The sequence below is a fragment of the Fibrobacter sp. UWS1 genome, assembly GCF_002300445.1.
Lineage (GTDB): Bacteria > Fibrobacterota > Fibrobacteria > Fibrobacterales > Fibrobacteraceae > Hallerella > Hallerella intestinalis.
In genome coordinates, this window is the sequence record NZ_NSGW01000001.1 from 685,278 (window position 1) to 711,027 (window position 25,750).

Consider the following 25,750-nt stretch of genomic DNA (forward strand, 5'->3'; position numbering starts at 1 on the left):
GCGCCGGTTGTCGAACTGGCCGAGATGGCATATAATTCCCGAAATTTACACACGAGGTCGCCAAAATTATTTATCTTAAATGCGCTATGGAACGTGAAACCTTTTCAGGAGCGATTATGAAACTCAACAGGGTCTTGGCAATCGGGCTTGCGATTCTCGCCCTTTCCGCCTGCAACAGCCGCTATTCTTCATCTGTTCTTGTCGAACGCGGCGTCGAACAATACGAACGGGAATACTTTGCCACCAAAGAAAGCATGGGCATCGACAAACGCCTCAAGGATATTTTCCTGCAAGGCTACATCGAAGAAGGCATGACCCAGGAAATGGTGAACCTCCTCTGGGGACCTCCCGACCGCGAAATGCAGGACGGCCACATTTGGGAATACCTGACAAGGGACGGACAGCTCATCACCCGCCTGAAATGGAAAACGCCGGAAGCGGTCCGTATGAAAGGCTACGAAAACGAGCTGATCCTGGAGAAAATCGAAGGCGACCGCTATGGCGGGTCCGAACCTCCCAAGAAAAGTCAGGAATACACCTATTAACGATTTTTTGTCAAAGCGCTGCTAGCAAAGCAACGCTTTTTTTATACATTTGGTCTGGATTTCAAACAAACCTCTTAAGGAGTTAAACATTATGCGTCAGTACATCATTGCTGGAAACTGGAAGATGAACAAGACCGTGAGCGAAAGCGTTCAACTCGCCAGCGACATCGTCGCCGCCGTCAAGGACGTGAAGAAGACCGAAGTCGTCATCGCCCCGACATATCTTGCCGCAGCCAAAGTCGCTGATGTCATCAAGGGTTCCAACGTGAAACTCGCCATCCAGGACATCCACTGGAAGGACCAGGGAGCCTACACCGGAAAAGTTTCCATCGACATGGTCAAGGAAATCGGTGCCGAATACGTGATCATCGGACACTCCGAACAACGCCAGTATTTCCATGAAACCGAAGAAACGGTGAACCTCAAAGTGAAAAAGACCTTGGAAGCCGGACTCAAGCCGATTATCTGCATCGGCGAAACCCTCGACCAGCGCAACGGCGGCATTCTTAAGGAAGTCCTCGGCCTTCAGGTCAAGGGCGCATTCAAGGACGTTTCCGCCGAAGACGCCGCCAAGTGCGTTCTCGCCTACGAACCTGTTTGGGCAATCGGAACGGGCGTCACCGCCACCGACGAACAGGCCGAAGAAACCCAGGCCTACGTGCGCTCCGTCGTCAAGGAAATCTACGGCGAAGCCGTTGCCGAAGGCATGCGCATCCAATACGGCGGATCGATGAAGGGAGCCAACGCTGCCGGTCTCCTCGCGCAAAAAGACATTGACGGCGGTCTCATTGGCGGAGCCGGACTCAAAGCCGACACCTTCAAAGCCATCATCGACGCTGCTGAAGCCAAGTAATTTCATCCGAAGGAAAAAACATGCCAACACTCTTTTGGGCAGGAATCGTCATTCACGTTTTTCTTTGCCTTTTCTTGATTATGCTGATTCTTCTGCAAAACGACAAGATGGGCGGCCTCGCCGGTCTTGGCGGAATGACTTCGCAATCCGCTTTTTCCACGGCGGGAGCGGCGACATTCGTGCAGAAACTCACGAGAGTTGTCGGGATTATCTATTTGGTTCTCGTATTCGCCCTTGGCTATATGACCATCCAGAACGATAGTTCCGCTTCTACAAAATCATCCCTGAAGCAAGCGACGGAACAATCCGCAGCTCAAGCTCCCGCGCAAATGCCGGCAACGGCAATTCCCGCGGCTCCAGCAGCAGAACTTCCCTCTGCACAACCGGCAGCGGAAATCCCTGCCGCAGAATAAGGCAATTCCATTTTCATTTCAAGACCAACGCGAGTTGGTCTTTTTTTGTGGGAAATTCACCACAAGTGAAAAATAAGCCGGTCGGGAAAATTCGTACGGCTCCTTAATTAAAATAAAAGGCCAACAGCAAGGGCAAGAAGACGGCAAGCAGCCGCACATGTATCAACAAGACCGAGAAAATGCACCCGCAGGTGCTAGACAAAGCGTTCAAGGCGAAGGAGGCGCTCACCGCCATCCGTGAACTCTCCGCCGAGTTCGGCGTACACACCAATACGATAGCTGGAGTTACTCAAGAATGCCTAGGAAGCCTTCAGCGATCCCAAGAAGGAAATGCAGTGCATCGAGCGACTAAAAGATTTGACGTGCCCCCCCCCGACGCAATTAATATAAGGCCATCCGAAATCGCAATCACCCGTAGTAAGTATTCCTCGGTCATTAGCGGACTTTGAAATTCGTTTATGCGCAATTCCATAAGATTCGACAACATTTGCGTAAGGTACGAGCCGTTTTAATTCTCTCGCCGCTACTTGCAAGCCTCCGCGGTCATACATGCAGAACGGAAGGACATCCCGAACATAATCGAATAGCCGGGATAAGCCATATCGTATTTCGACAAATCCATTTTCCCGTTCAAAAGTTTTGGCCAATTCTTTGTTTCGCATTCCTACGCGATACGCGGAAATCATACAGCCATACGTCGAAGGATACGGATTTTCCATTCGAAGTTCCGCCAAATCCGCACCCGCGTTTTCCCGGATTTCTTCGGCGATTTTTTTGGTCGTTCCCGTTTGCGAAAAATAAATGACGACCGATTTTGGCGAAGCTTCCCCGCATCCGAAAATCACGGTCAGGAGAAGCGCGGAAAAAGCCAGAATATAAAACTTCATATAAACCTCGATGTCTTCAAAAATAGCTAATCCACCGATTTTTGCGAAAAAGCGACAGACGACTTTTTCCACTTTTGAAAAATCGTCCGCTTTCTTTGAAGATGAATCACGAACGTAAGCCCGAAAACCATCATCAAAATGGCGAGCACGCAGACCATGAAGTTGTACACGAAAATATGGATGTAATGTTCGAAAAGCTCGTCATTAGGCGTTTTGAAACAAAGCAAAAGCGATTGGACGGAACGATACGCATACATTCCGGGAATCATAGGCAAAAGCGCGGGGAACGCGAGCATTTCGCACGGGCATTTCCAAACCCGCCTCAAAAGAATCGCCGCGCAACCGATGACAAGTCCCGCCACGAGGCTCGCCCAAATAATGTGCGTTCCGAACAAATTCATCAGAACGAATCGTGTGACGTGCCCCATCGCCGCAACAACTCCACAGCCGGCAAAAATTTTTTTGGGAACGTTGCTGATGCTGCCAAATCCGATGGCGGCAATCGCGGCGAAAATTCCATCTTGTAAAAGGGTGGACAAAAGCATATTAAAAAAAGTGCAGGTTGGTGGAAATCAGTCCAAGGCTAAAGCCGATGGAAAGACATATCGTAAGAATCGTCGCATTGAACGCATGCCGTATACAACTTAGAAATGCGCCGTTCAAAAGATCGCTCAGCGCATTGATATACGGAATTCCGGGCACAAGGTAAAGAACGCTCGTCGCAAGCGCGATGTCGGGCGTGTCGCCCAATTGGAAAGCGTATCCCGCGCAACCGATGACCGTGGAAACGAAGGCGGCAAAAATCGTGGCGAGGCGCATGTCGATTCCGAATTTCCCGTGCAACGCGTTTTTCAAAAAGAATCCGCATTCCGTTGCCAAAAAAACAATTCCCATCGAAACGGCGTCGCCATTGAAAAGTTTGCAAAACGAAGCGTTTGCAAGCCCGGTCAACACCAAAACCAAATTCGGATGCAATCTTTTTTCGCAAAGGATTTCGCGGTATTTGTTCCAAAAAACTTCAAGCGGATACATTTCCCGCAAAGTTTCCTTCGCCAAGCGATGCAAAAGGATTATCCGGTGAAAGTCCAACGGGTTTGGCTGCAACTTCTGCGTGATGGTGAAATTTCGGACGGGATTTTCGTCGGAAACGCTCAGCAATACGTGTTTGGGAAATCCGATGATTTCCGCAGACACGCCGAAGCGGGCGCATAAATACCGGACGCTCGACTCCGAAAGCGAACTGGTCGCCCCGGCGGATGCCATGGAAGCCGCGAACTCGGCTATAATCCTTTCCGTTTTCGGCATTTCCGATTTTTTTGCAAGCGAATTCGACGCCTCCGCGGGCTTCGCACTCCGCCGACGGGCATCGAGAATTCGGCAAAAAAGAAAAAAGAGAAACGTCGCAAGCAATCCGAGAACGATGAGCGTCCTCGCATGTCCCGAATAAATGCTCGCGATGTCGATTCCGATTCCCATGGCGTTATCGTCCTATTCCTGGATGCAGCGGACGGATGCGGCAATCGACTTGTTGAAATGTTCCGCAAGGATTTCGTCGCCTTCGACGCTCATCATATACGCCCGGGTTCCATCGTATTCGTCGCTCGTCCAAAAACGCGCCGCCTTTTCCCTATCCACGTAATTGTCCTCGTAATAACGGAATCCCGCGGCGAGCACGTTCAATTTTTCGAATTCGCCGTATTGGAGGAGTTCCAAAAATTCCGCTTTTGTCGGCACGCGCCATCCGACCGGGCAAGCTTTTTTGGAAGCCTCCCACGTATAAAGCCGGCCAAAACTTTCGCACATTTTGTAACCGTTTCCGTAGCAATAGCTGAAATCCGTAAAGAAGTTCGAATTTTCGGCGACCCAATTTTTCCCCAAAATGGAAACCGTTTTATAATTCTTTTCCGGGCAGCGAAGCGTCCCGTCCTCCTCGACGAATTTACATTTGTGCGCATCGTCGCAAGCGACAAGAATCGCGGCAAACATCAAGGAAAGAACGATTTTTTTCATAGAAAACTCCTATTTGACTGTTTCCTTTTCGCCGCCAAAGATAGAAGTCCGTTCAAAGTCCGACTAATACTTTATTTTTTATCGAATTATCATTTTCAAATATATAATCATTTTTAATGAAAAGTTTCAAAATTGAAGAAATTGCGGCTCCTATAAGGAAAGATAGGGCGACTTTGAATACACGGTCACGGAACTGTGCGAGCTGCCGAATATTTCCCGCAGCAGCGTCTGTTATATGCAGAAGGAGGCCGGGCGCAAGATCGAAATTATGAACGGCCATCGACGAAATCTACACGGAAACCCCGACATCAGGCCAGCGCAAAATACAGGCCGCTCCGTAAAAGGAATTCGGGATTTATGCGGGCGCGAAAGATCGGCATCCAAGCCATCTATCCGGATCCCCTCACGATATTCCTAGCACGAAGCACAGGCCCCCCTGCCTGCTACAGGGGGTGAAAATCACGCGAGCAAATCAGGTGTGGAACCCAACATCACCGACATCCGGCTCAACCGCGGGTTCATGTACCTGACCGCAATTATCGACTGGTTCTGCAGTCGGATACTCGCCCGGAGACTGTCGAGTACGCCATCATCGGACTTCTGCGTAAAAGTACTGTAGGTGTCAATGAACAAATACAAATGACCGGAGATCCCTACACCGACTAGGGTATCTAATACGCATCGGAGAACTTCTCGAAATGCTTCGAGGAAGACAACTGCTCAGCGAAGTTTTAAATATGCAATCTTGAATAAGTCCGTATGACGGGAACTGGTCTACTAAAAAATCGGTTTTTCCTGTCGGAAAAACTTGACCAACGCAACGCTCGTTGAAAAAACTCTTTTCGTCATTGCAAATTCCGAAAGATGAAGTAACCCTTCTTTCTCGTTCTAAAAACAGCCTCGTCACTAGCGTTTCTCGCAATAACAGATCGCAAATGAAATTCATGGACGGTCAAGAGACCGTCCTTCCTTGAATCTCACCATAAAAAGCGGCAAGATGCAGCATCTCCCATTCCCGCATTCTCCCCTTCCCCGCCTGAATTTCCCGAATAATGTATTTTATCGCCATGATAGATTCTTTACGCAAAGAACTGAACAAGGTGATTCTCGGCAAAGAAAGCGCGGTCGATCTGCTGCTTGCGGCACTTCTCGCCGGTGGGCACGTTTTAATCGAAGATGTTCCCGGAACGGGCAAGACCACCCTCGCCAAGGCTCTGGCAAAGGCAATCGGAGCGGATTTTTCCCGCATCCAGTTTACGCCGGACCTGCTCCCCGCCGACGTGACGGGCGGTTCCATTTATCGCCCATCGACAGGAACTTTTGAACTCCAGAAAGGCCCCGTCTTTACGCAAATTCTTTTGGCGGACGAAATCAACCGGGCATCGCCAAGGACGCAGAGCGCTCTCCTGGAAGCCATGGAAGAACGGCAGGTTTCCCTCGAAGGCGAAAGCCATCGGCTGCCCGATTTATTCATGGTCCTCGCGACAGAAAATCCGGTCGAATTTCACGGAGTTTTCCCGCTCCCCGAAGCGCAAATGGACCGTTTTCTGATTCGGCTCTCACTCGGCTACCCCGACACCCATACGGAAGTGTCGATTCTTAAAGCCCACAAGGAGTCGCACCCGATCGATGCCGTGCAGCCCGTCACTTCTCCCGAAGAAATTTTAAAATGGCGCAAGGAAATCCAATCGATTTATGTGGATGAAAGCCTTTACGGCTATATCGTTTCGCTGGTCCAGGCCACGCGTTCGCACGCGCTTGTACGTCTGCCGGCAAGTCCACGGGCGGGGATCTCGATTCTTTCTCTGGCGTCTTCATTCGCCTGGATGGATGGCCGCAAAGCCCTAAAGCCGGACGATATTCAAAAGGCCTTTTTGCCGGTCATGGCGCACCGCATTTTCTGCGCGGATGCCGAAAGCGGAACAGCGGAACATATTTTGAACGAAATCCAGAAGCGGACACCCCTGCCCCGTTAAATTTTATGAACGCGCAGACAAAGCCCGGAAAAATTTTCCGCATTCTTTCCTATTACCGGCGGGAATATCCACGGATGTCCCGCACGCCCAAAGCGTTCCTCTACTTTTATTATTTCTGGAAGGAACGGCTGACGGCAACAGGTCGGGTTTTGGCGGTTTTCCTCTTCTTTTCGCTTTTCTTTGTCTGGGTGCCGGGAGCGTTCGCCGTCAAAGCGTTTTTGCTCACGGCAAGCGCCTTTCTAATCGTTTCGATTTTCACCCTTTTCCCTCTAAAAAAAATCGCCGTGCGCCACGTGCAAATTCCTCCCGTGAAAGAAGGCGACGCGGCAAAAATTTCAGCCAAAATCCAAGCGGAAAAAAATTTCGCGGCGGTAAAACTCGGCTGCTTCCGAATGCATCCGGCTTTAAAATTTCAAGACGAAGAAAAATACGAATCGCTTCGCCCTTCAGAGGAAAAAGAATTTTTCGCCTTTGTCCGGACTTCTCGGCGAGGTGCTTTTGAAATTCCTTCGGTGGCGGCGGTCGTGCCCAATGCGCTCGGCATCACGAGCATTTTAAAACCGGCTTCCGGAAATTTTGAACTCGTCGTACAGCCGCGCGCCATTCCCGTCGGGCAGATGCATTTTTTGGCTTACGGGAAAAGCGGGCGCGCGTTTGCGCCCTACCTGCAACAGAGCTTCAAACGGGGACTGGATTTTATCGGCATCCGCGAATACCGCGAAGGCGATTCCCTGCGGGACTTGCACCATAAAGCCTTCGCCAAATACGGGAAACCTTTCACCAAGGAATTTGCCGCGGAACGGGGCGAAGGGATTGTCCTGCTGCTGGACGTTTCCTGTCAAAAAGTCGCCGACAAAATCCGGGTGGAAAACGCCGTGCGCCTGACAGCGGGAATCGCCCAATACCTGGTGGGACGTTCGCTTCTCGGACGCTTTTTCATTGCCGACCGGGAAATTTCTCTCCCGAAAGACGCGCCGCACGATTCCTTCGCCAAAATTCTGGACGCCCTGGCCCGCGCGCCCTATCCGGAAATCGGCAAAAAATTCCCAAAGCCCCAAAAATGGAATCCCGCCGCCCGCCCGATGGCTCCCGTGCTTTCCGTTTCCGTCCTTCCCCTGGATTCGCCTTTGATCACCAAGCAAATCGTCGTCTCCGAAAAGAACGGCATGGAAGACGACAAATTTTTCCTTTCCCTTTCCTCGGAAGGCGAGGTGCATCTATGAAGCGCCTGTACGAAGCCCTTTTTCTCGGTTTTGCCGTGCTCGCCCTCGCCCAATCTTCGGGAATCTGGTTCTTGGGAATTTTCTTTTTGCTTTGGATAGCGGTCGGTTTTGCGCTGCACCGGCAAAAGAAAACGCCGAATTACAAAAAAGCCGTAGCGTATGCGATGATTCTGCCCTTTGCGCTCTGGTGGTTTCTCTCGCCCAATACCCGCGGGCATTTTTTTTCGCCATGGCTATTTGTTATTCCATCCTGGTATTTCATGTCGCTCGCCATTTTGCAGTGGCAAAGTTCGGGCAAAGGCGGCTTCCCGGTATTTTTCCGGTTCAACGCGCTTTTCGCACTGCTCTTTTCGCTCCATGCGACCGACAAAATTTCGGCGTCCTTCCTTTTTGCGTCCGCCGTCTTTTTGCTTTTCAGCATCAAGCCCAAAGGACGGAATTTTCTCTTTGCCATTTCGATTCTGCTTTCTGTGACTGCGGGAATCGGGCTTCTCTTCGGCTTCCAGAAAGCTGCCGACTGGCAGCGACATCGTATGCGATCGGGAAATTGGGAAGAAAAATACAGAAACGAACGTTCCATGATGGGATTTTCCCCCGTCGGCTATCTCGGTTCTTTCAAGACCAATTTTCTGTCGGGTAAAAATCAAGAAATCGTACTCCGGCTGTGGACAAAAAATCCCCCTGAATATCTTCGCGCGATTGCCTACGGCGATTATTCGTTTGGAATCTGGAATTTGCCCAAAAATCAAAAATGGATTTTGCCCGACTTCTATATCGGCGACCATGCGGTTTTCCTCGCCCAGGATTCGGCGGAACCCGTCTGGATCAAAGCCTCGCTCAATACATTCGATTTTGCTTTCGCTCCGCTAGGTTCGGGAATCGCTTACAAGGATGCCGACTCCCTGCTGTTCTATGCTGGCGGAAGTTTTTCGGCTCCGCAGGAAAATCGAAACGACTGGTATTACATTCCCGGACAAAAAATGGCAATGGAAGACACTGCGGAATTTTTGAACGTTCCCAAACGCCTAGATTCCCTCTTTGCGCAAGCGACCGATTCGCTGAATTTGAAAATTTTTCCGTCGCCCGCACAAAAAGCTGCCGTCATCCAAGATTATTTTGCGAAAAATTTCACCTACTCTCTGGAAGTTCCCTTTGCCGCCAACCGAAAAAGAGACCCGCTGATTTCCTTCTTTGAAAACCGAATCGGATTTTGTGAATACTACGCCTCTTTTGCCACGCTGCTCTTGCGAAAAAACGGCGTGCCCGCCCGCTATGTCGTCGGCTTCGCCTTCCCGGAAAAAACGGAAGAATATGCGTTCTTCCGAAGAAACCGTTCCCACGCCTGGGTGGAATTTTTCGACGGAAACTCCTGGCAAACGTGGGACCCAACGCCGCCGATTCTTTTCCAAGAGACCGCATTTTCCGCATGGGAAAGCTGGAGCGAAAGATGGAAAGCCAAAACGCTTTATCTGTTCCATTTGCTCAAGGACGGCACCTGGCGCGCCGCGCTGGATTCCTGGACGGTTTTTCTGGAAAAGGAAATCCAACGTCCGACGATTTACCTTTTGCTTCTTTTGCTGCTCGCGCTGGCATTCCGAAAAAGGATACGGCAACTCTGGAGACGGAACCAAACCGACAGGCCGCAAAGCGCAAGAATCATCCATCTCCAAAAATTGCTGTCCAAAACAGAAAAGAAGCTACGGCATCTCGGCTACCGGAGAAAAGACGGCGAAACGGTTTGCGCCTTTTACCGCCGGATTTCAAAAGTGCCGCCACCAAAACCAAACCCGAATTGGAATGCCTTGCTGGAAAATCTGCAAAAATACGACGCAGAACGCTGGGTGGAATAGAAAGTCGGTGGATTTTGTGAATACCAAAAAATTGGGGCTTATATGCAAAACGCCCGCCGGATTTGCTTGATTAGTGGTTAGTTGAAAGTTGGGAAAAACGGACGCAGAAACAGAACAGGGCCGCCCTTCACGGGAGCGACCCTTTCAAGATTACAACGCCTTGATTTCCTCGGGGGTGAGGCCAGTACGCTTGGCGATGATTTCAATGGAAACACCATCATCGCGGAAGCCCTTGGCAAGCTCCCTGTTCCTGAAGTCGGCACCTTCGGAACGGCCTTTCTTGTAACGGATGTTGAATTCCTGTTCCAGAGTCATGTAAGCCTTCCTCGCTGCGGGATCCTGGCGGTATTTTTCGACAAGCCTGCGGATGCGGGCCATCTTTTCGGAGCCGCTCTGCTTAGTGGCGAAATACTGCATATACTCGCGGGTCGCCGCATCCTTGATTTCGGAGTACTTCTTAAATATATAGAAATTTTTGTAGCAGAGGTCCCCGAACGAAATTTCCGGGCTGCCCCACTCGAGGTTCTGGAACCTGTAAACGGGCTTCCCCTTATGGAAAATGTCGTCCGGGCAGATGAACAGGATGTACTGCTCCTGGAGCTCCTCGTAGTCGACGCCCTTGGCCAGGGCGTCCAGGTCGCACATCCTCTGGTAATAGCGGGCGCGCTTGGGGAGTTCGCCCGTATTCGCCATCTGCAGCTCGATGTCAAAATAGCGGCCGGCGCGGCGTTCGCCCTTCTTGCCGGCAAGCTCCTCCCGGACAAGGACGTCGAGGCGGACGCTCTTGCGGAAGGGGTCCTCCTGGCTCGTCGCCTCCGCCACCACGGAAATTCTCTCGATGTCGATTTTCAGGACGTCCTGCAAGAAATCCTTGGCCACGTCCTCGTTGCTGAAGACCTTGCAGAACATGAAGTTGTCGGTGATGTCCAGCTCTTCGTACGGTTTGATTTTATATTCGGGCATTCTTCCTCGTTTTTTGGGTTTTTAAAAGGCCGCCTTTTCCTTTAAAACGCTCGAAGCGGGCCGATTGCCCCCTCTTTTTCCGAAAAACTTTGTTTACAAAATGCCGAATGCCCCCCACGGGAAGCAAAGGGTCCGAGTAGAGCCCTGTGAGTTCTTTTAGCCCGCAGTCCTTATCCCGGACATTCCTAACGATTATCGCGGCAACAAAATCTTTTTAGCCGATGCTGATAAAGCTCTAAAAATTGCTTTGGTGAATGCTTCGACAGGCTCAGCAACCGTGCTTCGACTGGCTCAGGGACCGCTGGTTGGTGAGCCTGCCGAACCAGCCGAACTAGTCGAAGGGCGGCAGACTCACCAACAACTGACAACAACCCACTCTAAAGCAACCGATTTTTGAAAACGAATTTTAGAGGCAGCTAAAAATCATTCATTCTAACTCCAGGTTTAGGCGGCGTTTCCGCTCTTTCCTGGAGCAAACCGTTACTTGTTCACCACGCAAATGGCAGTTACCGAAGTCGTTACCGTGTACTTTTTGCCCGGAGCGCAACCCGCCGGAGCGAAATAGGCAAAGCCGGAAAGCGCTTCATCCGAGTCCCAGAAGACTTGCAAATTCCTATAGTCCAAACCCGTTTTCGGTTTGCAGCCGATGGTGCAGCCACTCGGAGCGCCTGCAGGAACCTGGACAGTTGTCGCCGTCTGAGCAGGAATGAAAAGCGAATCGGGAAGACCAGGAAGCACCGTCTCGCCATATTTATCGGCATCGTTGATGCTCCCCAACTCTAGAACTAGATCCACCGATTCCGGGTCCACCACAGCAACACCGTCGCAGACATATTTTACAATGGAATTGTCGGCATTGGATACCGCGACTGTCGCCGTCACGCTTTGTTTATGCATCGCGGAAGTCGCCATCATCGACCCGGAAGCACCAGAACCAGAGACTTCTCCGTAAGAAGATGTCCACACATAGCCCGTAATGGGCGACTCGGATTCCGCATCCACCGTCCAAGTGATGGCTTCGCCCGCTTTCGCCGTGGAAACGGAAGGCTTGCAAGAGTTCACCGAAATAGGAATACCCTGAACCTGAATCGTGTCGCAAAGGACGTCGTTGCCGTCCACATTCAAATAGGCGGCATAGGCCCCCGCATCATTATAGCGGACATTGACCTTGTCAAGCCCGTTTCCCTGCACATTGGTGACGGTCGCCCCTTCGAATGCCCACACAAAAGGCGCGGTGATTTGCGCAAAAACGTCGCCTTCCGCCCGGTAAAATTTCCATTCCGCGAGTTCGCCTTTTTCCACAGACTGCTTGGTGGGAGCGCAGGTCCCCGAAATCGCCTTCTGAGGCTCGTTCAAGATTTCATCGCTGCTGGTCGTTTCCGTCGAAGCCGAAGATTTGGCGGCAAACGAGCTAGAAGAGGCCACGGCCCCACCCGAAGAAGAATTGCCAGAAACAGCAGACGAAGACGAAAGCGAAACTTTCGCCGAAGATGAGGATCTTTCCTCTTCAGAAGAATAGGTGTCGGGATATTCCTCGGAACTGGAACTGGAGTCGCTTCCGCAAGCGACAAGATTCAAACCAGCATTCAACAACAGCGCCGAAACGCCGACTAACGAAATAATACGAGAACGGCTGAACATCATGAGCCAAATATAAATACAACCCTTCCCTGTCCGTTTGTAACTTTTTTCAAACTCTATAACATCGCCACAAGAAAAAATTATTTTTTGGCGGGATTGTGTTTGTTTTTCAAAAAAAGGAGCCAAAGTGCCTGTTTTTGCGTACATCCTGTTTTTTTCCGCTGCCCTTTTTGCGGTCGAACAAGAGCAACCGACACCCTACGATTTGATTCGCCCCGTCTGGCCTATGGTATGGGACACCGCAGCAACCGACGAAGGCGGAACCGTGGAAAGTTTCAGCCAATACAGGCCCAACCCGACAAAGCACAATCCCGTTCCCCCTGTCGGAACCGTGCCACTGGATTTCAAGCCGAACGGCATCATTCCGGACTCCCTGAATCAGGCTTTCCGCGACGCCCAGAACCTGCGCATTGGACGTATCCGCATTAACCAGGCGGGCTACCTTCCCGAAGATTCCGAAAAGCAGTTCTACTACGTTTCCGACGGCAGCTGTAAAGAAACCTATTCCGTCGTCGATTTGGATGGGAACGAGGTCGCTGGCGGAGGCACCTTTACAAGCACCGGCAAGTCCACTAGTTCCTCGTGGACGATTATCGCTGGAACCAACGCCGCGACGAACAACCAGAAACGCTACACCGTTGACGCCGACGGTCCGAGCGGAACGGTTTGCGTCGGGCATCTCGCCGACATGGCGGGACTTTCGACAAATACCCGCTACCGCGTCAAAGTACTCAAGCAGTATTCCGCCACCTTTATCATTAGCGACAAAGTCTATTCGATGGTCCGCGACGCCACCCTGAAATTCTACGGCATCAACCGCAGCGGCAATTCGGAATCCTGGTTCCACAAGCCGAGCCACACGAAAGACGGCGGCGGAAAATTTGTGCAAGGCCAAGCCGGCGCCGAGGTCTCTGGATTCACGCCCAAGGAAGGAGCTTTGCAGGGAGGCTGGTATGACTGCGGCGACCACCTGAAGGAATCGCAAACGCAGGCTTACGCCTTTATGGTTCTGGCGGTGATGGCGGCATCCAACCCGGACCGGGACGAAGACAATTACGCTTACAATATGGGCGAGACCGTCAATACGGACGGCATTCCCGACATCCTTCGCGAAGCCAAGCACGGGGCGGATTTCTTTATCCGTTCCTATGTTTTCGCAAACGGCGTTATTGACAACATGGTGGTTTCCGTGGGCAACTTCGGTGCGGACCACGGCTGGTGGGGACGCCCAGAAAACCAGGACGCTCTCCCGACAACTCTCACGGGACGCGGCGGCCCGCATGAACGCGACTTGCGGCTCGGCGAACTCGGATCCAACATTTCGGGCCAGATTGCCGCCGGCCTTGCGATTCTCGGCAAGGATTACGCGACCTACGACAAAGCTTTTGCAGACAGCTGCCTGATGATCGCCAAAAAGATGTACGAATTCGCCAAGAACCTGAAGCTCAAAGAAAAGGATCTGGGGCCGGGCACCTACGACGGCGGCAAGCCCTACGTTTACAATACCGAGGCGGACGGCTGGTCTAGCGCGGCCTACAACGGCAACAACGAATCCCACGACGACCTGGCGATTGCGGCGATTGCGCTCCACTACGCGACCTATCCGGATTCCGGAATGAACTATTTGAACGATGCGGTCGAAGACGCGACCATCGGCGTTCCCCAAGAAGCTTCCGTCGGCTTCTTCAACGGTGGTTGGATGGCCTGGAACCGCGACGGTATGCGCAAGTCGAAGAAGAACACGAGCTGGGCAAACGCTTACACCTACACGCTATACGGCTTCTACAAGATGCTTTTAAAAGACGAAGCGACCGGACTTCAATACGGGATAGACAACAAGACCCGCCTGAAATACGCCGAAAACGTCGCGTTGATTCTGGCGACAAACATCAGCTATCTCGGCGGCTCCGGCTCCAACAGCATCACGATTCCGACTCTCAACGGTCCGACGCCCGTTTCTTTCGGGGATCTCTGGTACAACATGCAGACCGACCAGACCTGGATTTACAACCGTTACCTGGCCGGCAATATTTTTGAAGTTCTCGCCTATTCCGATGTGACCAAAGATTTGGAAGGGGTTTCCTTACCGCAAAAAGGCGTGCAGAACTGGAACTCCGCCGCGATGAAGCAGCTCGGCACGAACCAGCTGAACTACATGCTCGGAGTGAATCCGTGGGACGTTTCGTTCCTGCTCGGCGTGGGTGACAAGAACGACGCGCACCCGCACCACCGCGCCAGCAACCCGGAAGGCAAAAACATGCCCGGCGCCGGCTATGTTTACAACCCGCCGACAGGCGCCCTCTTTGGCGGGGTCACTCCGAGCGTCGCCGATGGCAATGCCTGGATTCCCTCGACCATGAGCTGGGAAGACTACCACCTTTCGGAAACCTGCATTGACGCGACAGCCATGTTCGTCGCCTCTTGCGCAGTCGCTGTCCGCGAAGAAGACAGAAGCCGCGCTCCGTCCGGAATCAACGTGGAAATCCGCTATGTCGGCTACGATTCCGCCATCGTCAAGACGACCCAGGATATGCGCGGTCCCGCCATGATCCTTTACAGCACGAACGAAACAGGCCCCTTCAACGAAATCTTCAAAGACACCCTTTACGGAGTCAGCCACGAATTCCACATGACGGGTCTCCAGAACGGAACCGCTTACTATTTCAAGGTCGTCGCTATCAACGGCAGAAGCGAAAACTATACGACCAAGTGGCTTGTCGATAGCACGAGCACGCCATTCTCCTTCACCACTCTGGCCAGCCCACCCGCTGACGCCGACATCCAGAACATCAAGGTTTGCAACCTTTCTTCGGACAGTGCCGAAATCATGTGGTACACCCCCAACGGCCAGTATGAATCGAAAGTCTATTGGGACACGACCCTTACGAGTTACGACCAGATGACCTGCCCCACCTCCCCCACCGGCACCTGCAATTTTGAACAGAACGCCGACGTTTCGGGCATTCCGACGAATTTCCATTACATCAAGCTCGGCACTCTCAAAGAAAAGACGACCTATTATTACTGCGTCCAAAGCTATAATTCCATCCGCTGCACCGACGACGAAGGCATGCCGCTCAAATTCACGACTCCGGTCACCTCTTACGATTTTGCCGTCCGGACTTACCAGTATGAATTCGGCGGGCTGGACTTTTTGAACATCAACATTTACAACAACGAGGATCGGGCATTCGACAGCCTGACACTCCGCCTCTATGTCACAGCAAGACCCGAACAGATTGAACCCCAGCCAGGCCAAAACAACCAGCCCGGCAGCTGCCCCCTGCTTCTCGACGAAGACATTTGCCAGGCCTACGACGAAGCCGGCTTCAACAAGCCCTGCGAAACCGACCGCGAAATCCGCGACAATGCCCGCGGTGCTCCTCCTGTCAAACTCGAAGACACCTATAATGCGGCCACGGGAACTTACGACTGGTATCTGCCGATTCCCCTCGGCTCCACGACGATCAAATCCTCTTCCCGGATGCGCATCGACTTCGGATTCTCTAGAGGGCTTTACCAGAACGGCAAATGCGACCCGCTGCGCACCGCTCCCGAAAAACGGATGTCCGCAACTTCCGGAGACTGGACCTGGGCACCCCACGAACGCGATATAGACGGCGCGGACTATGCCGGTATGCCCATCTGGGGCAAGGACGACGGCGACCAGGACGAAGCGCCGATAAATCCCTATGTGGTCGTCTATCGCAAAGACGAATTCGTTTCCGGTTTCAGCCCCTCGTATTCGGAAATGACCCACAAACGCGCCAATTACAAGATGACCGTCGCCTTCGACGCCCCGTTCAATGTTTCCAACGGTTCCTATATCCAGCTGGACTCGACCATCAGCACCATGCGCCTGACCGGAACGGCGACCATTTCGGAAAACGGCTATGTGACTTCCATCTGGGTGAACGGCGTCCCTCTTTCCAAGGAACAGATGGCGACGGCAGCGATTTACAACTATTCGACAGGACGCTTCGACTTGAACATTCCGGTCAAAATGTCGATCGGCACAAATAAAGTCGATGTGACCATCTTTGCGGGGCCGAACCCGGAATGCACCGACTGCCAGGAAAACGGCGGCTGCGCTTTCATCAACCGCTCCTACTATGTGCAGTTCAGTAAAGGCGACCGAACCGCCGGGAAAATCCAGCTTGTGCGCGAAGACGGCAACTCGGTATCTAGCCCGGTCAAAGAAGACCCGATGAAATTCAAGATTCTGGTCAGCGACAAGGACAACGCCGGATACGAATCCATCTCGGTAACGCTTTTCAATTCCCGCACGAAGGATTCAACCAAAATCACCTTGAACCGGACAAACGCCACCCTCGGCTACTTTGAAAGCTCCTGGCTTTCGGCGGTGAACAAGGCGGACGGAGATATTCCGGAAATTCCTCTGCTCGGCGGCGATACGGTAACGGTCGTCTATATCGACGTGGAAGACCCCGAAGATTCGACTTCGCAATACTTCTACGCCGACCCCACGACACCGATTCCGCAGACGGCGACCCTCACCGATGCGAACTGCAATTCCACAGCGGACGCCCTGATCATCAGCTTCAGCGGAGCGCAATTTGACGGTTCCTCGATGACCCTCGACAGCGTGGAAGTGCAACTCGACTCCTCGGCAACGACGGCGGTGACTTCCTTTGTGCTGAAGCCTTCGACAAAGGTCTCTGGCGCAGAAGCGACATTCCCCATCGATGAAGCGAACCTGGAAAAGAACGCTTCTCCCGCAGGAAAAGTCGTCGTCTATATGACCGAAAAGGGAGTGGTCAAGACCGCTGAAAAATCCATTACCGATGGCATCGCTCCGACCCTTGCGAGCGTCGCGCTTCTCGAAAATGAAAATCACGAAAATGCGCAGGACACTCTCCGCATCGCCTTCTCGGAACGCATCACGATGAGTACAAACTCCTGGCCGCTTGCCATCTACGATGCGGACGGCAACGAAATCGACCAGAGCACCATCAAGGTGATCAGCGCCAAGAGCAACGATAACGGAAAAATCTGGGAATACGTCGTGGAAGGCAATAACGACGGCGCATTCATCAAAGAAGGCCTGAAAGCGATTATCAAAGCGGGATTCCATATTGTCGATATGGCGACAAATGCGCTTTCCGATTGCAACGGCCCCGTGACCATTGTCGAATCCGTGCGCCCCGTCCCTGTCAAATACGCCTACATTGCGGACAACGAAGGCGATGGGCAACCCGATGAAATCTACATCGAGTTTACCAAGTCCCTCCGCGAAAAGGATATGCTCGACACGATCGACGTCTATTGGGGCAAGCCCGAAATTTACAAGGCATTCCCCAAACCGGCAAACGGCTGGAACGTGGAATCCGTGCTGGGCGACAAAACGATTCAGTATATCACGAAGCTCGACTCCGCCAACGGAACCTGGATAAAGGGTTCGGAAATCAAGACGTGCGTTTCGCAGGAAGACCGCCCCTATTACAAATACGACACGACCTTTACTGCTGAAGGCGATGTGGAAAAAATCGACTCGGCGGTTTCCGGCTACAACAAGGTCTGCACCAAGTACGAAACCATTCAAGATTCCATGTTCGTCCCGAAAATCGACACCATCGGCGTGGATTCCGTGCAAAATACCGTGACGGCCATCCGCATTCCGATTACCGGCGACACCTACAACAAAAAGACCTACGGCAACCGGAACGGAAACGGTCTGATTCTTCCGAGGCAAGGCCCTCTCGGCGGATTCTTTGACGACAATACGGCAACGCTCTACGACAGATGCCCGCCGATTATCATCAGCGCGACCATCACCAAGCCAACAGACGCCATGGGCATTCTCCGCGTGACCCTTTCGGAACCCCTTACCGTTATCGACTCCGCAGGCCCCTACTACTTGCAAAAACGCCGCGACGGATCGACCGCCTTCTTCAATGCGTTCACCAATTTCCAGAATACGGCAACGACTTGGACGTTCTCTTACTCCTACGATGCGGAATCCGCAATCCACGTCGGCGACCAAATCCGTTTGCCAATCGGTTCGGAATACTCCACAGCCTTTGACGGATACAAAAATTTCCCGGGAACGGAAAATCCGTGGGTCATCGTTCAGGGCGATATCGACGACGTAACGTTCAAAGTCAATATGATGGCTGGCATTTCGGCTCCCCCGCCGGGCAAGGAACTCTATGCAGGAAATCTTCCGCAAAAAGACGAGCATTTCCGGCTTTCCTACCTTGTCGATTCCAAGGAAACCGTCTTCGCCAGCGGCAAGAAAAAGCTGTCGGCGATCACCCCTGTCACCTACGATACGGCGAACTACATTCACGCCGGTCCGACCTTCGACATCGACGTCAATATGCCGATTCTGTTGCAGCAGGATTCGCTGGGAGAAAACGCCTGGAACGCCGAACTGAAAATCAGCGTGGACTTCTTCAACAACACGGGTTCGGCAATGGCCACAACGACTTACACCTTCTCGCTTTCCGAAATTGCCAACCAAGCGATTTCCTCCGACGGCACCATCAAACTGCGGCTGGAATGGATGACCCACGATGGCATCGCGCCGCGCACCGAAAACGGACGCCATATCGGAACGGGAGCGTATATTTCGCACTTCTCTTTCAAGGCGAAAGAATTGGCGGTTTCCAATACGGCCAACGGAAAATACAAGAAAGGACACTCGAAAAAGCAATCGGCGAACAAGACCAAAACTTTCGGCTTCCGCCGCATCAGCAAATAGCCGCAAAAGTCCTTTTGAACATTCCAAGGAAACCGCCAAGCCGGTTTCCTTTTTTTGGGGACTTATATACAAAACTCCACCCGATTTGCTTGGTTGGTGCCCTTCGATAAACTCAGGGACCGTCGGTTAGTGCACCTCGGCAAGCTCGGTAACCGCTTGTCGAACTAGTCGAACCATGGTTAGGGATTAGGGGTTAGCGACTAGTGATTAGTTGAAAGTTGGGAGTTTGGAGTTGAGGATTGAAACTGACAACTGAAAACTAATAACTGATAACTGATAACCGAGTTCCCCCTTCTCGCTATGGCGCAATATCCTATTCCACCCCACAAAACCAAAACTTCCAACTACAAAGCGTGGCGGGGGATAGGGTGAAGGGAAAAGGGGCTGCCCATGAGTCTTAAGAGTTTTACTCTTTTAGACGAATTGTCCCTGGAAGGGAGCCTTTGCAAAAGCGTGCAAGGCGAATGTTGCGCCGCAAGCTTGCTTGCAGGCATTACTGAGCCGCAGCCGCGGACGCAACGCGTCAACTTGGAAGCCCCCTTATCCCTTCCGCCCGCCGCGGCGCTGCATCCCTGAAACTAGGAATCTCCGATTCCGTAGTTGAAGTATCCCTGCAAGGGACAATTCGCCTAAAGGAAGCGAAGCTTCCAAGGCTCATGGGGCTTTGCATCCCTGAAACTGGGAATCTCCGATTCCATAGTTGAAGTATCTCTGGAAGAGACAATTCGCCTAAAGGAAGCAGAGCTTCCAAGGCTCATGGGTAGGCGAGCACCTCGCAGTCAGCGAGAAGAAATTCCCCTTTTTTTACCCGAACTTGGTTTCGCCAACCCCCTTGACATCGCTTTGAAAACGGAGCGCATTTCCGGAAAAAACTATCTTTAAATGGAGTGTTTGTCTAAATCCCAAAGGAGCGCAAATGAAGCGGCTGATTCTTATTCTGCTAAGTTTTGCAACAATTCTTTTTGCCGACGATCGGATTCCTCAAATCGATTTTACTTGCGACACTTGCAGCCGTCGTTTTCTGGACAGTTTGAATGTTTACGACCGTCCCGTCATCCGGGTGAACCAAATCGGTTTTCGCCCTTCAGATGCCCACAAGCACGCCTTTGTCGCCAACCCGACGGCCAGCACCTTCAAAGTCATCGACGCTTCAAACGGCATCGCCGTCGCCGAGGGATCGCTCCAGTCGGTCGGAACCTGGCCTCGTCCCAACATCTGGGTGAACGGGGCTTTCAACTCCATCAATTCCGTCTATGAATTCGGTTCGGCGGATTCCCTTTCCAGCAGCACCGAACAGCTCTACACCGCGGATTTTTCCAATCTGACTGCGCCGGGAACCTATTTCCTCGTCGTCGGGCAAGACACCTCGTTTCAATTCATCATCGACGAATACCTGTTCAATGCGGTTTTTGAAACCACTCTGAAATTTTTTGGAATCCAGCGTTGCGGAAACACGCATTCCCAGCTGCACGGTGCCTGCCATGTCAAAGACGGCTCCGCCATCGGGCACGACCTGACCGGAGGCTGGCACGACTGCGGAGACCATTTCAAAGTGAGCCAGACCCTAGGCTATACGGCCATGACCCTCGCCCTTGCCTACAACGTCTATTCGGAACGGGCCGAAGACCATTACGGAGCTTCTTACAACGACACGGTGACAACGGACGGCATTCCCGATATTCTTTGGGAAGCCAAGGTGGGCGTGGACTTTATCTACAAGCTTTACAAGGCTTCCAAGGCCGACGGGCTGATTGAAAAAGGAGACATGTACCATTCCGTGGGAGTCGGCAGCGAAGACCACCAGTTCTGGGACGTTCCCGAGCACCAGGACGCCCAAAGCCCGGCAAAAGGAGGTGCCCCCCGTCCTGTCGCTAAAGGTGCGGGCACGAACGCCGCCGGAATGTATGCCGCCGCAATGGCATTCTTTGCCGTCGGCTGGGAGATGTACGAAACCGACCGCTATTCGGATTCCCTGATCGCCGCCGCCAAGGATATCTACAAAAACATCATCGCACCCAATCCCGCTGGGAAAAACACCGACGAGTTACTCGGTTTTTACACGGGAGGCGGCCCCCTTTACGACGATGCAGCCGCAGCAGCCCTCGCGCTCTGGTATGCGACCAAGGATACGACCTACGCCTTCGACCTTTACAAGAATACCGCCATCAACGATAACGCGGACAATTACCGCTACAATCTTCCCTATTTCCGGGGCGGTTACATGGGGCACCAGAGCGGATTCTATCCGGGCGGCTGGATGACCGACTACGAAAACGTCCACGCCTACGTTCTTTTCGCCTTTGCAAAGCTCATCCTTCCGACGGTCGCCAAAGCGCAGAGCTACGGAATTTCCAGCAGCGAGAGAGACACCCTTCTGACCCGACTTATCGCCACGATGACGCGGCTCACCGACGACGGCACTCAAGGCGACTCGACCGTCAGCACCAATCCCTACGGCAGCTTCACCGTCGTCCCGCCCTACAATCTGGTGTGGACGTCCAGCGACTGGGGATTCAACCGCTACAATATGGGAGCCGCCAACGCCGTATTCATGCTTTACGACATGACCGGGGACGAGCAATACCTCAACGTGGCCTTGGACAATTTCTATTACAACATGGGAGCAAACCCCTGGGGACTTTCCTTCATCATGGGAGCTGGCAGCCGGAACGAAAATCACCCGCACAACCGAGCATCCAATCCGGACGGCTACAACGCTGGCGCACTCCCCTACGAATACCGCTGTCCAAAGGGCGCACTTATGGGAGGCTCCGCGCCGCATAAAACGCTGAAAGACGACTGGAACGATTACACGGCAACGGAAACCTGCATCGACTTCTCTTCGCAATTTGTGATTCCGGGACTCAGCCTTTCCAAAAAAGTTCCCGAAGACGTCGATGGGCCGCTATTTTCCAACATCCAGGGGACGGCGATTTCCGACACTTCGGCCATTGTCAGCTGGTCCACAGACGAACGCGCGATTGTGACCGTGTATTACGGCATTTCGCCGGACGCCGCCAAAGTCGATTCCATCACGGCTATCGCTGGAGTCGGCGGAAGCGTCACCATCAACGGACTCACGCCAGGACAGACGTATTACTTCTACCTTGTCGGGCACGATGTGAAAAAGAATTACACCACCGACGACAACCACGGACAATGGTACAACTGGACCCAAGTCGCCACGGACGCGAACATCTCGGGTGTCACCATTTGTCAAGTCACCAACAACAGCGCCCGCATTTACTGGTGGACGGGCGACAAGGCTCTGAACGGCACGGTGCAATACGGCACAAGCGCATCCACCCTATCCCAATCCCTTGCCGCCGATTCGGGCAAAGCCGTCCGCTTCCACGAAGGATATCTTACCGGACTCGACGCCGGAACGACTTACTACTTCAAAGTCTCTTCGGGAACAGCGACCAGCGATTCCACATACAGCTTTACCACTTCCGCCGAAGCGACAATGGTCGATTTCCGCGTACACGTGAAGCCGGCGAACAAGAACAGCAGTTGCACCGACTGGAAAAGCTGCAACACGTTCTTTGTCATCGTGACCAACAATGATTCCATTCCCTATTCCGACGTGGAACTCCGGTTCTACTTGACCAAGAGCGTCTCGGCAACGGGCTGGGGGCAGCTGGTCAAGGTTTCCTACGACGACATGAGTTCCATGACGCTCTCTTACGGAACCGCGGTTTTTGATGCGACAAGCGGCGGCTACTACCTGCCCGTCCTCTTGAACGGCACCATCGGCGTGTCGAGCAGTTTCCAGTTTGAAATGCAGCTCATCGGGGCCACCTACGGCGACATCGAAGGCTCGTGGTCTCTTCGCCCGCACACAGAAAGCTCGGCCCCGGAGCGTTTCGCCGGAATCGACTTGACCAAAGGCCCGCTCTATAAAGGCTCCGAATCGACATTCCTCGAAGACGTGAACGGGCAAAAGGAAATCGCCTACACCAAGAACCCCTATGTGACCATCTATTATCACGGTTCGCACATTTACGGCTATGCTCCCGACTACGATCCCTCTTCCAGCGACCTCACGATTTTCCGCACGCTGACCCTCGACTTCCAATCGCCATTCGTCTCCCCCGCGACTTCCATTGAAGACACCGCGCGCACGGCAACATTCTCCGGGGAAAGCACGGTTTCGCCTTCCGGCTTCCTCGACGATTTCGAAGGCAACGGCGTTTCGTATTTTGCAAACACCGAATATGTGAAAAATACGACGACTTCATTTTTAGCGTTTCCAAAAACCTCGCTTACGGCAACAACATGATAGACTGGGTGAGCTGGCACAATCACGGGGCGAACAAGAGCGGCAGCTACGACTGCGCCTGCAAAGTGGTTCGCACCAACGCGGAATGGGATTCCATTGTAACGCCCCTCGAAAAACGCTACCTGATGTTCAACGTCGATACGGCAAAGGCCTACATCGGCAAACGCACCCAAGTGATTGTAACCCTATACGATTCCACCGACACGCCGATTACCGACGACGACATCACGATAAACCTTTCCCTGGAAAACGGTTCCGCATTCTTCTACACGAGCGCCACCGCCAACATCGCCACGACCACGCTGACGCTTTCCGCGGGCAAGGCGACCTTCTACGTTTCCAGCGACACGCCTTTGGAAACCTGGCTCTATGCGACAGCGGCCTCGTCCAGTTCCAAATACAATTACACTTCGGCAAAGGCTCTCCTGCTGATTGAAGAACTTCCCCCGTGGCCGATTATCGGTTCCGCACAAATGCTCGACTCGGACTGCGACAACATTCCCGACAAGCTCCAGATTATTTTGACCACCTCTTACCAAGAAGGGCAATCCTTCCAATCGGTTTCGTTCGGCTACCGCGGCGATACAGTTCAAGTGACAGAAGCCTCCATCGACGACAGCCTGCTGACCGTTTCCTTTACCCCGAAAGACAACGCCATCTATGCGAATCCCGAAGGATGGATAACCCTTGAAAGCAATATCTCCGGGAAAACAGAAACCAGCCAGGACATTTACACGGACGGCATTTCGCCGACGGTCCTTTCGCTCTCCGTCTTGGAACGCTCGGAAAGCGCGACTGCCGACAAGATTTACATCCAGTTCTCCGAACCGATTTCCGCTCCGGGAACCTCTTGGCCGCTCGCACTCTTCGATGCCGACGGCAACCCGCTCAGCACGACCCCCAGCGTAACCAATTCCAAAATTTACAACGAAGAAATGAACGTGTGGGAATGGACGGTTTCCTTTGACGCCAGCGGGAACTCCGTCATTACGGAAGGAATGCGCGGGCAGCTCCTTGCTTCCGCCACGATTACGGACAAATCGGGCAACGGCATTTCGACAGTCTGCGAGCCACCGATCCTGCCGTTCACCCTCAAGATTTTGCCCATCCCCCTCAAATACGCGAGCATCTCGGATGCCGATGGAGACGGCCTAGCCGAACACGTCGTCATGAACTTTGCCTCCCCTGTGGATTCCAAGCACGCGCCGGACAGCATCTCCGTCATTTTTGGAAGCGCCGTTCCCGAAACCCTCTGGACAAGCGCATTGGACTGGTCTCAGGACAGGGCCGAAGCCGTCGCCCAAATGCCTTCGCCATTTAAATTCGGCAACACGAACGGCAACTATTCCGGGCTTTCCTCCAAAGGCGGCGATCTGATCGGGGCGGGACTTTTGACGCAGCACAAAGGCAGCGGAGCCAATTACGAAAAGGATTCCACCTTGGCCGAAGACCTGACGGGTCCCATCGTCGTCGCCGGCAGCGTTAAAAACGCGGGAACCTTCCTCTCCCTGCTTGTCGAAGCCAGCGAACCCCTCGCCATCGGAGACACCCTGCAAACCCTGATCCAGCGCGAACGCAGCGGTCCTATCGGCGTCGCCGCATACCGCTACAATCTAGCCACTTCGTCCTTTACCATGCTCTACGACCAGGATGCGGAAACCGCCGTCCAGGAAGGCGACCGCATCCGCTTTGCGCCAGAGGACGCTAGCGTATTCCTCGACAAAAGCGGAAACAAGCCCTCTCCAGAAAATCCGTGGGCGACCGTTTCCGGTTCGGGGAATCCGCACATCACCTTCCACGTCCGCCCGCACAAGCCCGTATCCGACATCTCTTCGGAAAATGCCGAGAGCTGCGAAAGCGACGCGCCTCCTTTCCGGCTGGTGGTCTTGAACCAGGAAACCCGCAAATGGGATTTCTACGAAAAGAACACCTTCCTTTTCAGCACAGACACCAACGCCTACATTTTTGAAGGGATGCTCTACGACATCGATATGGGAATTCCCCGCGGCACTTCCGTCGGCACGTCGCCGGCTTGGAAACTGGTCCAGTTCCAATTCGACATTCCGTTCTACACCAATCTCGGTTCTGCCGTAAACCGTTTCAAGCAGGACTTTTCCCTGACGCCCAAATACCTTTCCAGCGACAACAAAGTCGTCATGCGCCTGCAATGGCTGACGCGTTGCACCCAGGGACTGGTTGCGGAAAACGGACGCGCGCTAGGAACCGGAGCCTATATCGCCAAAATCGACATCGACGCCAAATTCATTCCGGACGAGACTCTGGGCGAAGACATCGTCAAAAGGTTCTCATCAAAGGATTCCTACACCAAAACGCAGACTTTCGGCATCCGGCGGATAAAGTGAACGAAATATAAGCAGGCGAT

At 52.9% G+C, this 25,750-nt stretch carries 16 protein-coding genes; 9 read left to right on the forward strand and 7 right to left on the reverse strand.

From position 1 onward, the window contains the following. The first annotated feature begins 116 nt into the window (after positions 1-116). The 3 genes from BGX14_RS02895 (at position 117) to secG (ending at position 1,811) form a co-directional block, all read left to right on the forward strand. Positions 117-545: a hypothetical protein gene (locus tag BGX14_RS02895; protein WP_095879763.1), complete on the forward strand. Its 429-nt coding sequence runs from the start codon at positions 117-119 to the stop codon at positions 543-545. 91 nt (positions 546-636) lie between these two features. After that, positions 637-1,398, forward strand: coding sequence for a triose-phosphate isomerase (tpiA, locus tag BGX14_RS02900; RefSeq protein ID WP_073305883.1), 762 nt, complete (start codon positions 637-639; stop codon positions 1,396-1,398). Between the two features lie 20 nt (positions 1,399-1,418). Further along, a complete protein-coding gene (gene secG, locus BGX14_RS02905) occupies positions 1,419-1,811 on the forward strand; it encodes a preprotein translocase subunit SecG (RefSeq protein ID WP_078777505.1) in 393 nt (130 codons plus the stop codon). 299 nt (positions 1,812-2,110) lie between these two features. Here secG and BGX14_RS02910 read toward each other — a convergent pair whose 3' ends face one another. The 5 genes from BGX14_RS02910 to BGX14_RS02930 are packed head-to-tail and all read right to left on the reverse strand — an operon-like array spanning position 2,111 to position 4,988. Next, positions 2,111-2,698 carry a hypothetical protein gene (locus BGX14_RS02910; RefSeq protein ID WP_143394099.1) on the reverse strand — a complete coding sequence of 196 codons (588 nt, stop codon included), beginning with the start codon at positions 2,696-2,698 and terminating at the stop codon, positions 2,111-2,113. Positions 2,699-2,724: 26 nt separating this feature from the next. Beyond that, positions 2,725-3,243: a threonine/serine exporter family protein gene (locus BGX14_RS02915; protein WP_073305877.1), complete on the reverse strand. Its 519-nt coding sequence runs from the start codon at positions 3,241-3,243 to the stop codon at positions 2,725-2,727. Position 3,244: 1 nt separating this feature from the next. Next, a complete protein-coding gene (locus BGX14_RS02920; protein WP_073305875.1) occupies positions 3,245-4,174 on the reverse strand; it encodes a threonine/serine exporter family protein in 930 nt (309 codons plus the stop codon). A 12-nt stretch (positions 4,175-4,186) separates the two neighbouring features. Next, the gene (locus tag BGX14_RS02925; protein WP_073305873.1) at positions 4,187-4,708 is read right to left on the reverse strand and encodes an FISUMP domain-containing protein; all 522 of its coding nucleotides are present in this window, start codon (positions 4,706-4,708) and stop codon (positions 4,187-4,189) included. Between the two features lie 52 nt (positions 4,709-4,760). Further along, positions 4,761-4,988, reverse strand: a complete 228-nt coding sequence (locus BGX14_RS02930; protein WP_073305871.1) for a hypothetical protein — start codon at positions 4,986-4,988, stop codon at positions 4,761-4,763. A gap of 787 nt (positions 4,989-5,775) precedes the next feature. On the opposite strand from BGX14_RS02930, the gene BGX14_RS02935 reads away from it, so the two are divergent. The 3 genes from BGX14_RS02935 to BGX14_RS02945 are packed head-to-tail and all read left to right on the forward strand — an operon-like array spanning position 5,776 to position 9,757. Further along, positions 5,776-6,684: a MoxR family ATPase gene (locus BGX14_RS02935; RefSeq protein WP_073305920.1), complete on the forward strand. Its 909-nt coding sequence runs from the start codon at positions 5,776-5,778 to the stop codon at positions 6,682-6,684. A 5-nt stretch (positions 6,685-6,689) separates the two neighbouring features. After that, the gene (locus tag BGX14_RS02940; RefSeq protein WP_095879764.1) at positions 6,690-7,907 is read left to right on the forward strand and encodes a DUF58 domain-containing protein; all 1,218 of its coding nucleotides are present in this window, start codon (positions 6,690-6,692) and stop codon (positions 7,905-7,907) included. Then, positions 7,904-9,757: a transglutaminase family protein gene (locus tag BGX14_RS02945; protein ID WP_158223208.1), complete on the forward strand. Its 1,854-nt coding sequence runs from the start codon at positions 7,904-7,906 to the stop codon at positions 9,755-9,757. Before BGX14_RS02940 ends, BGX14_RS02945 begins: the two co-directional genes overlap by 4 nt. A 150-nt stretch (positions 9,758-9,907) precedes the next feature. Here BGX14_RS02945 and BGX14_RS02950 read toward each other — a convergent pair whose 3' ends face one another. Together BGX14_RS02950 and BGX14_RS02955 are read right to left on the reverse strand one after the other, a co-directional pair. After that, complete coding sequence (locus tag BGX14_RS02950) at positions 9,908-10,720, reverse strand: Rpn family recombination-promoting nuclease/putative transposase (RefSeq protein ID WP_095879007.1); 813 nt, start codon at positions 10,718-10,720, stop codon at positions 9,908-9,910. A gap of 480 nt (positions 10,721-11,200) precedes the next feature. Then, positions 11,201-12,364 (reverse strand): hypothetical protein, encoded by a 1,164-nt coding sequence (locus BGX14_RS02955; RefSeq protein ID WP_143394100.1) that lies wholly within the window; start codon positions 12,362-12,364, stop codon positions 11,201-11,203. 124 nt (positions 12,365-12,488) lie between these two features. Here BGX14_RS02955 and BGX14_RS02960 point away from each other — a divergent pair, with 124 nt between their 5' ends. From BGX14_RS02960 to BGX14_RS15940, 3 genes are all read left to right on the forward strand, one after another. Further along, positions 12,489-19,085 carry a glycoside hydrolase family 9 protein gene (locus tag BGX14_RS02960; protein ID WP_095879009.1) on the forward strand — a complete coding sequence of 2,199 codons (6,597 nt, stop codon included), beginning with the start codon at positions 12,489-12,491 and terminating at the stop codon, positions 19,083-19,085. Between the two features lie 916 nt (positions 19,086-20,001). After that, on the forward strand, positions 20,002-23,367 hold the full coding sequence (locus BGX14_RS15935) for a glycoside hydrolase family 9 protein (protein WP_233126382.1): 3,366 nt from the start codon (positions 20,002-20,004) through the stop codon (positions 23,365-23,367). Further along, complete coding sequence (locus tag BGX14_RS15940; RefSeq protein ID WP_233126383.1) at positions 23,364-25,730, forward strand: hypothetical protein; 2,367 nt, start codon at positions 23,364-23,366, stop codon at positions 25,728-25,730. The genes BGX14_RS15935 and BGX14_RS15940 overlap by 4 nt, the downstream gene beginning before the upstream one ends. The last annotated feature ends 20 nt before the right edge of the window (positions 25,731-25,750 follow it).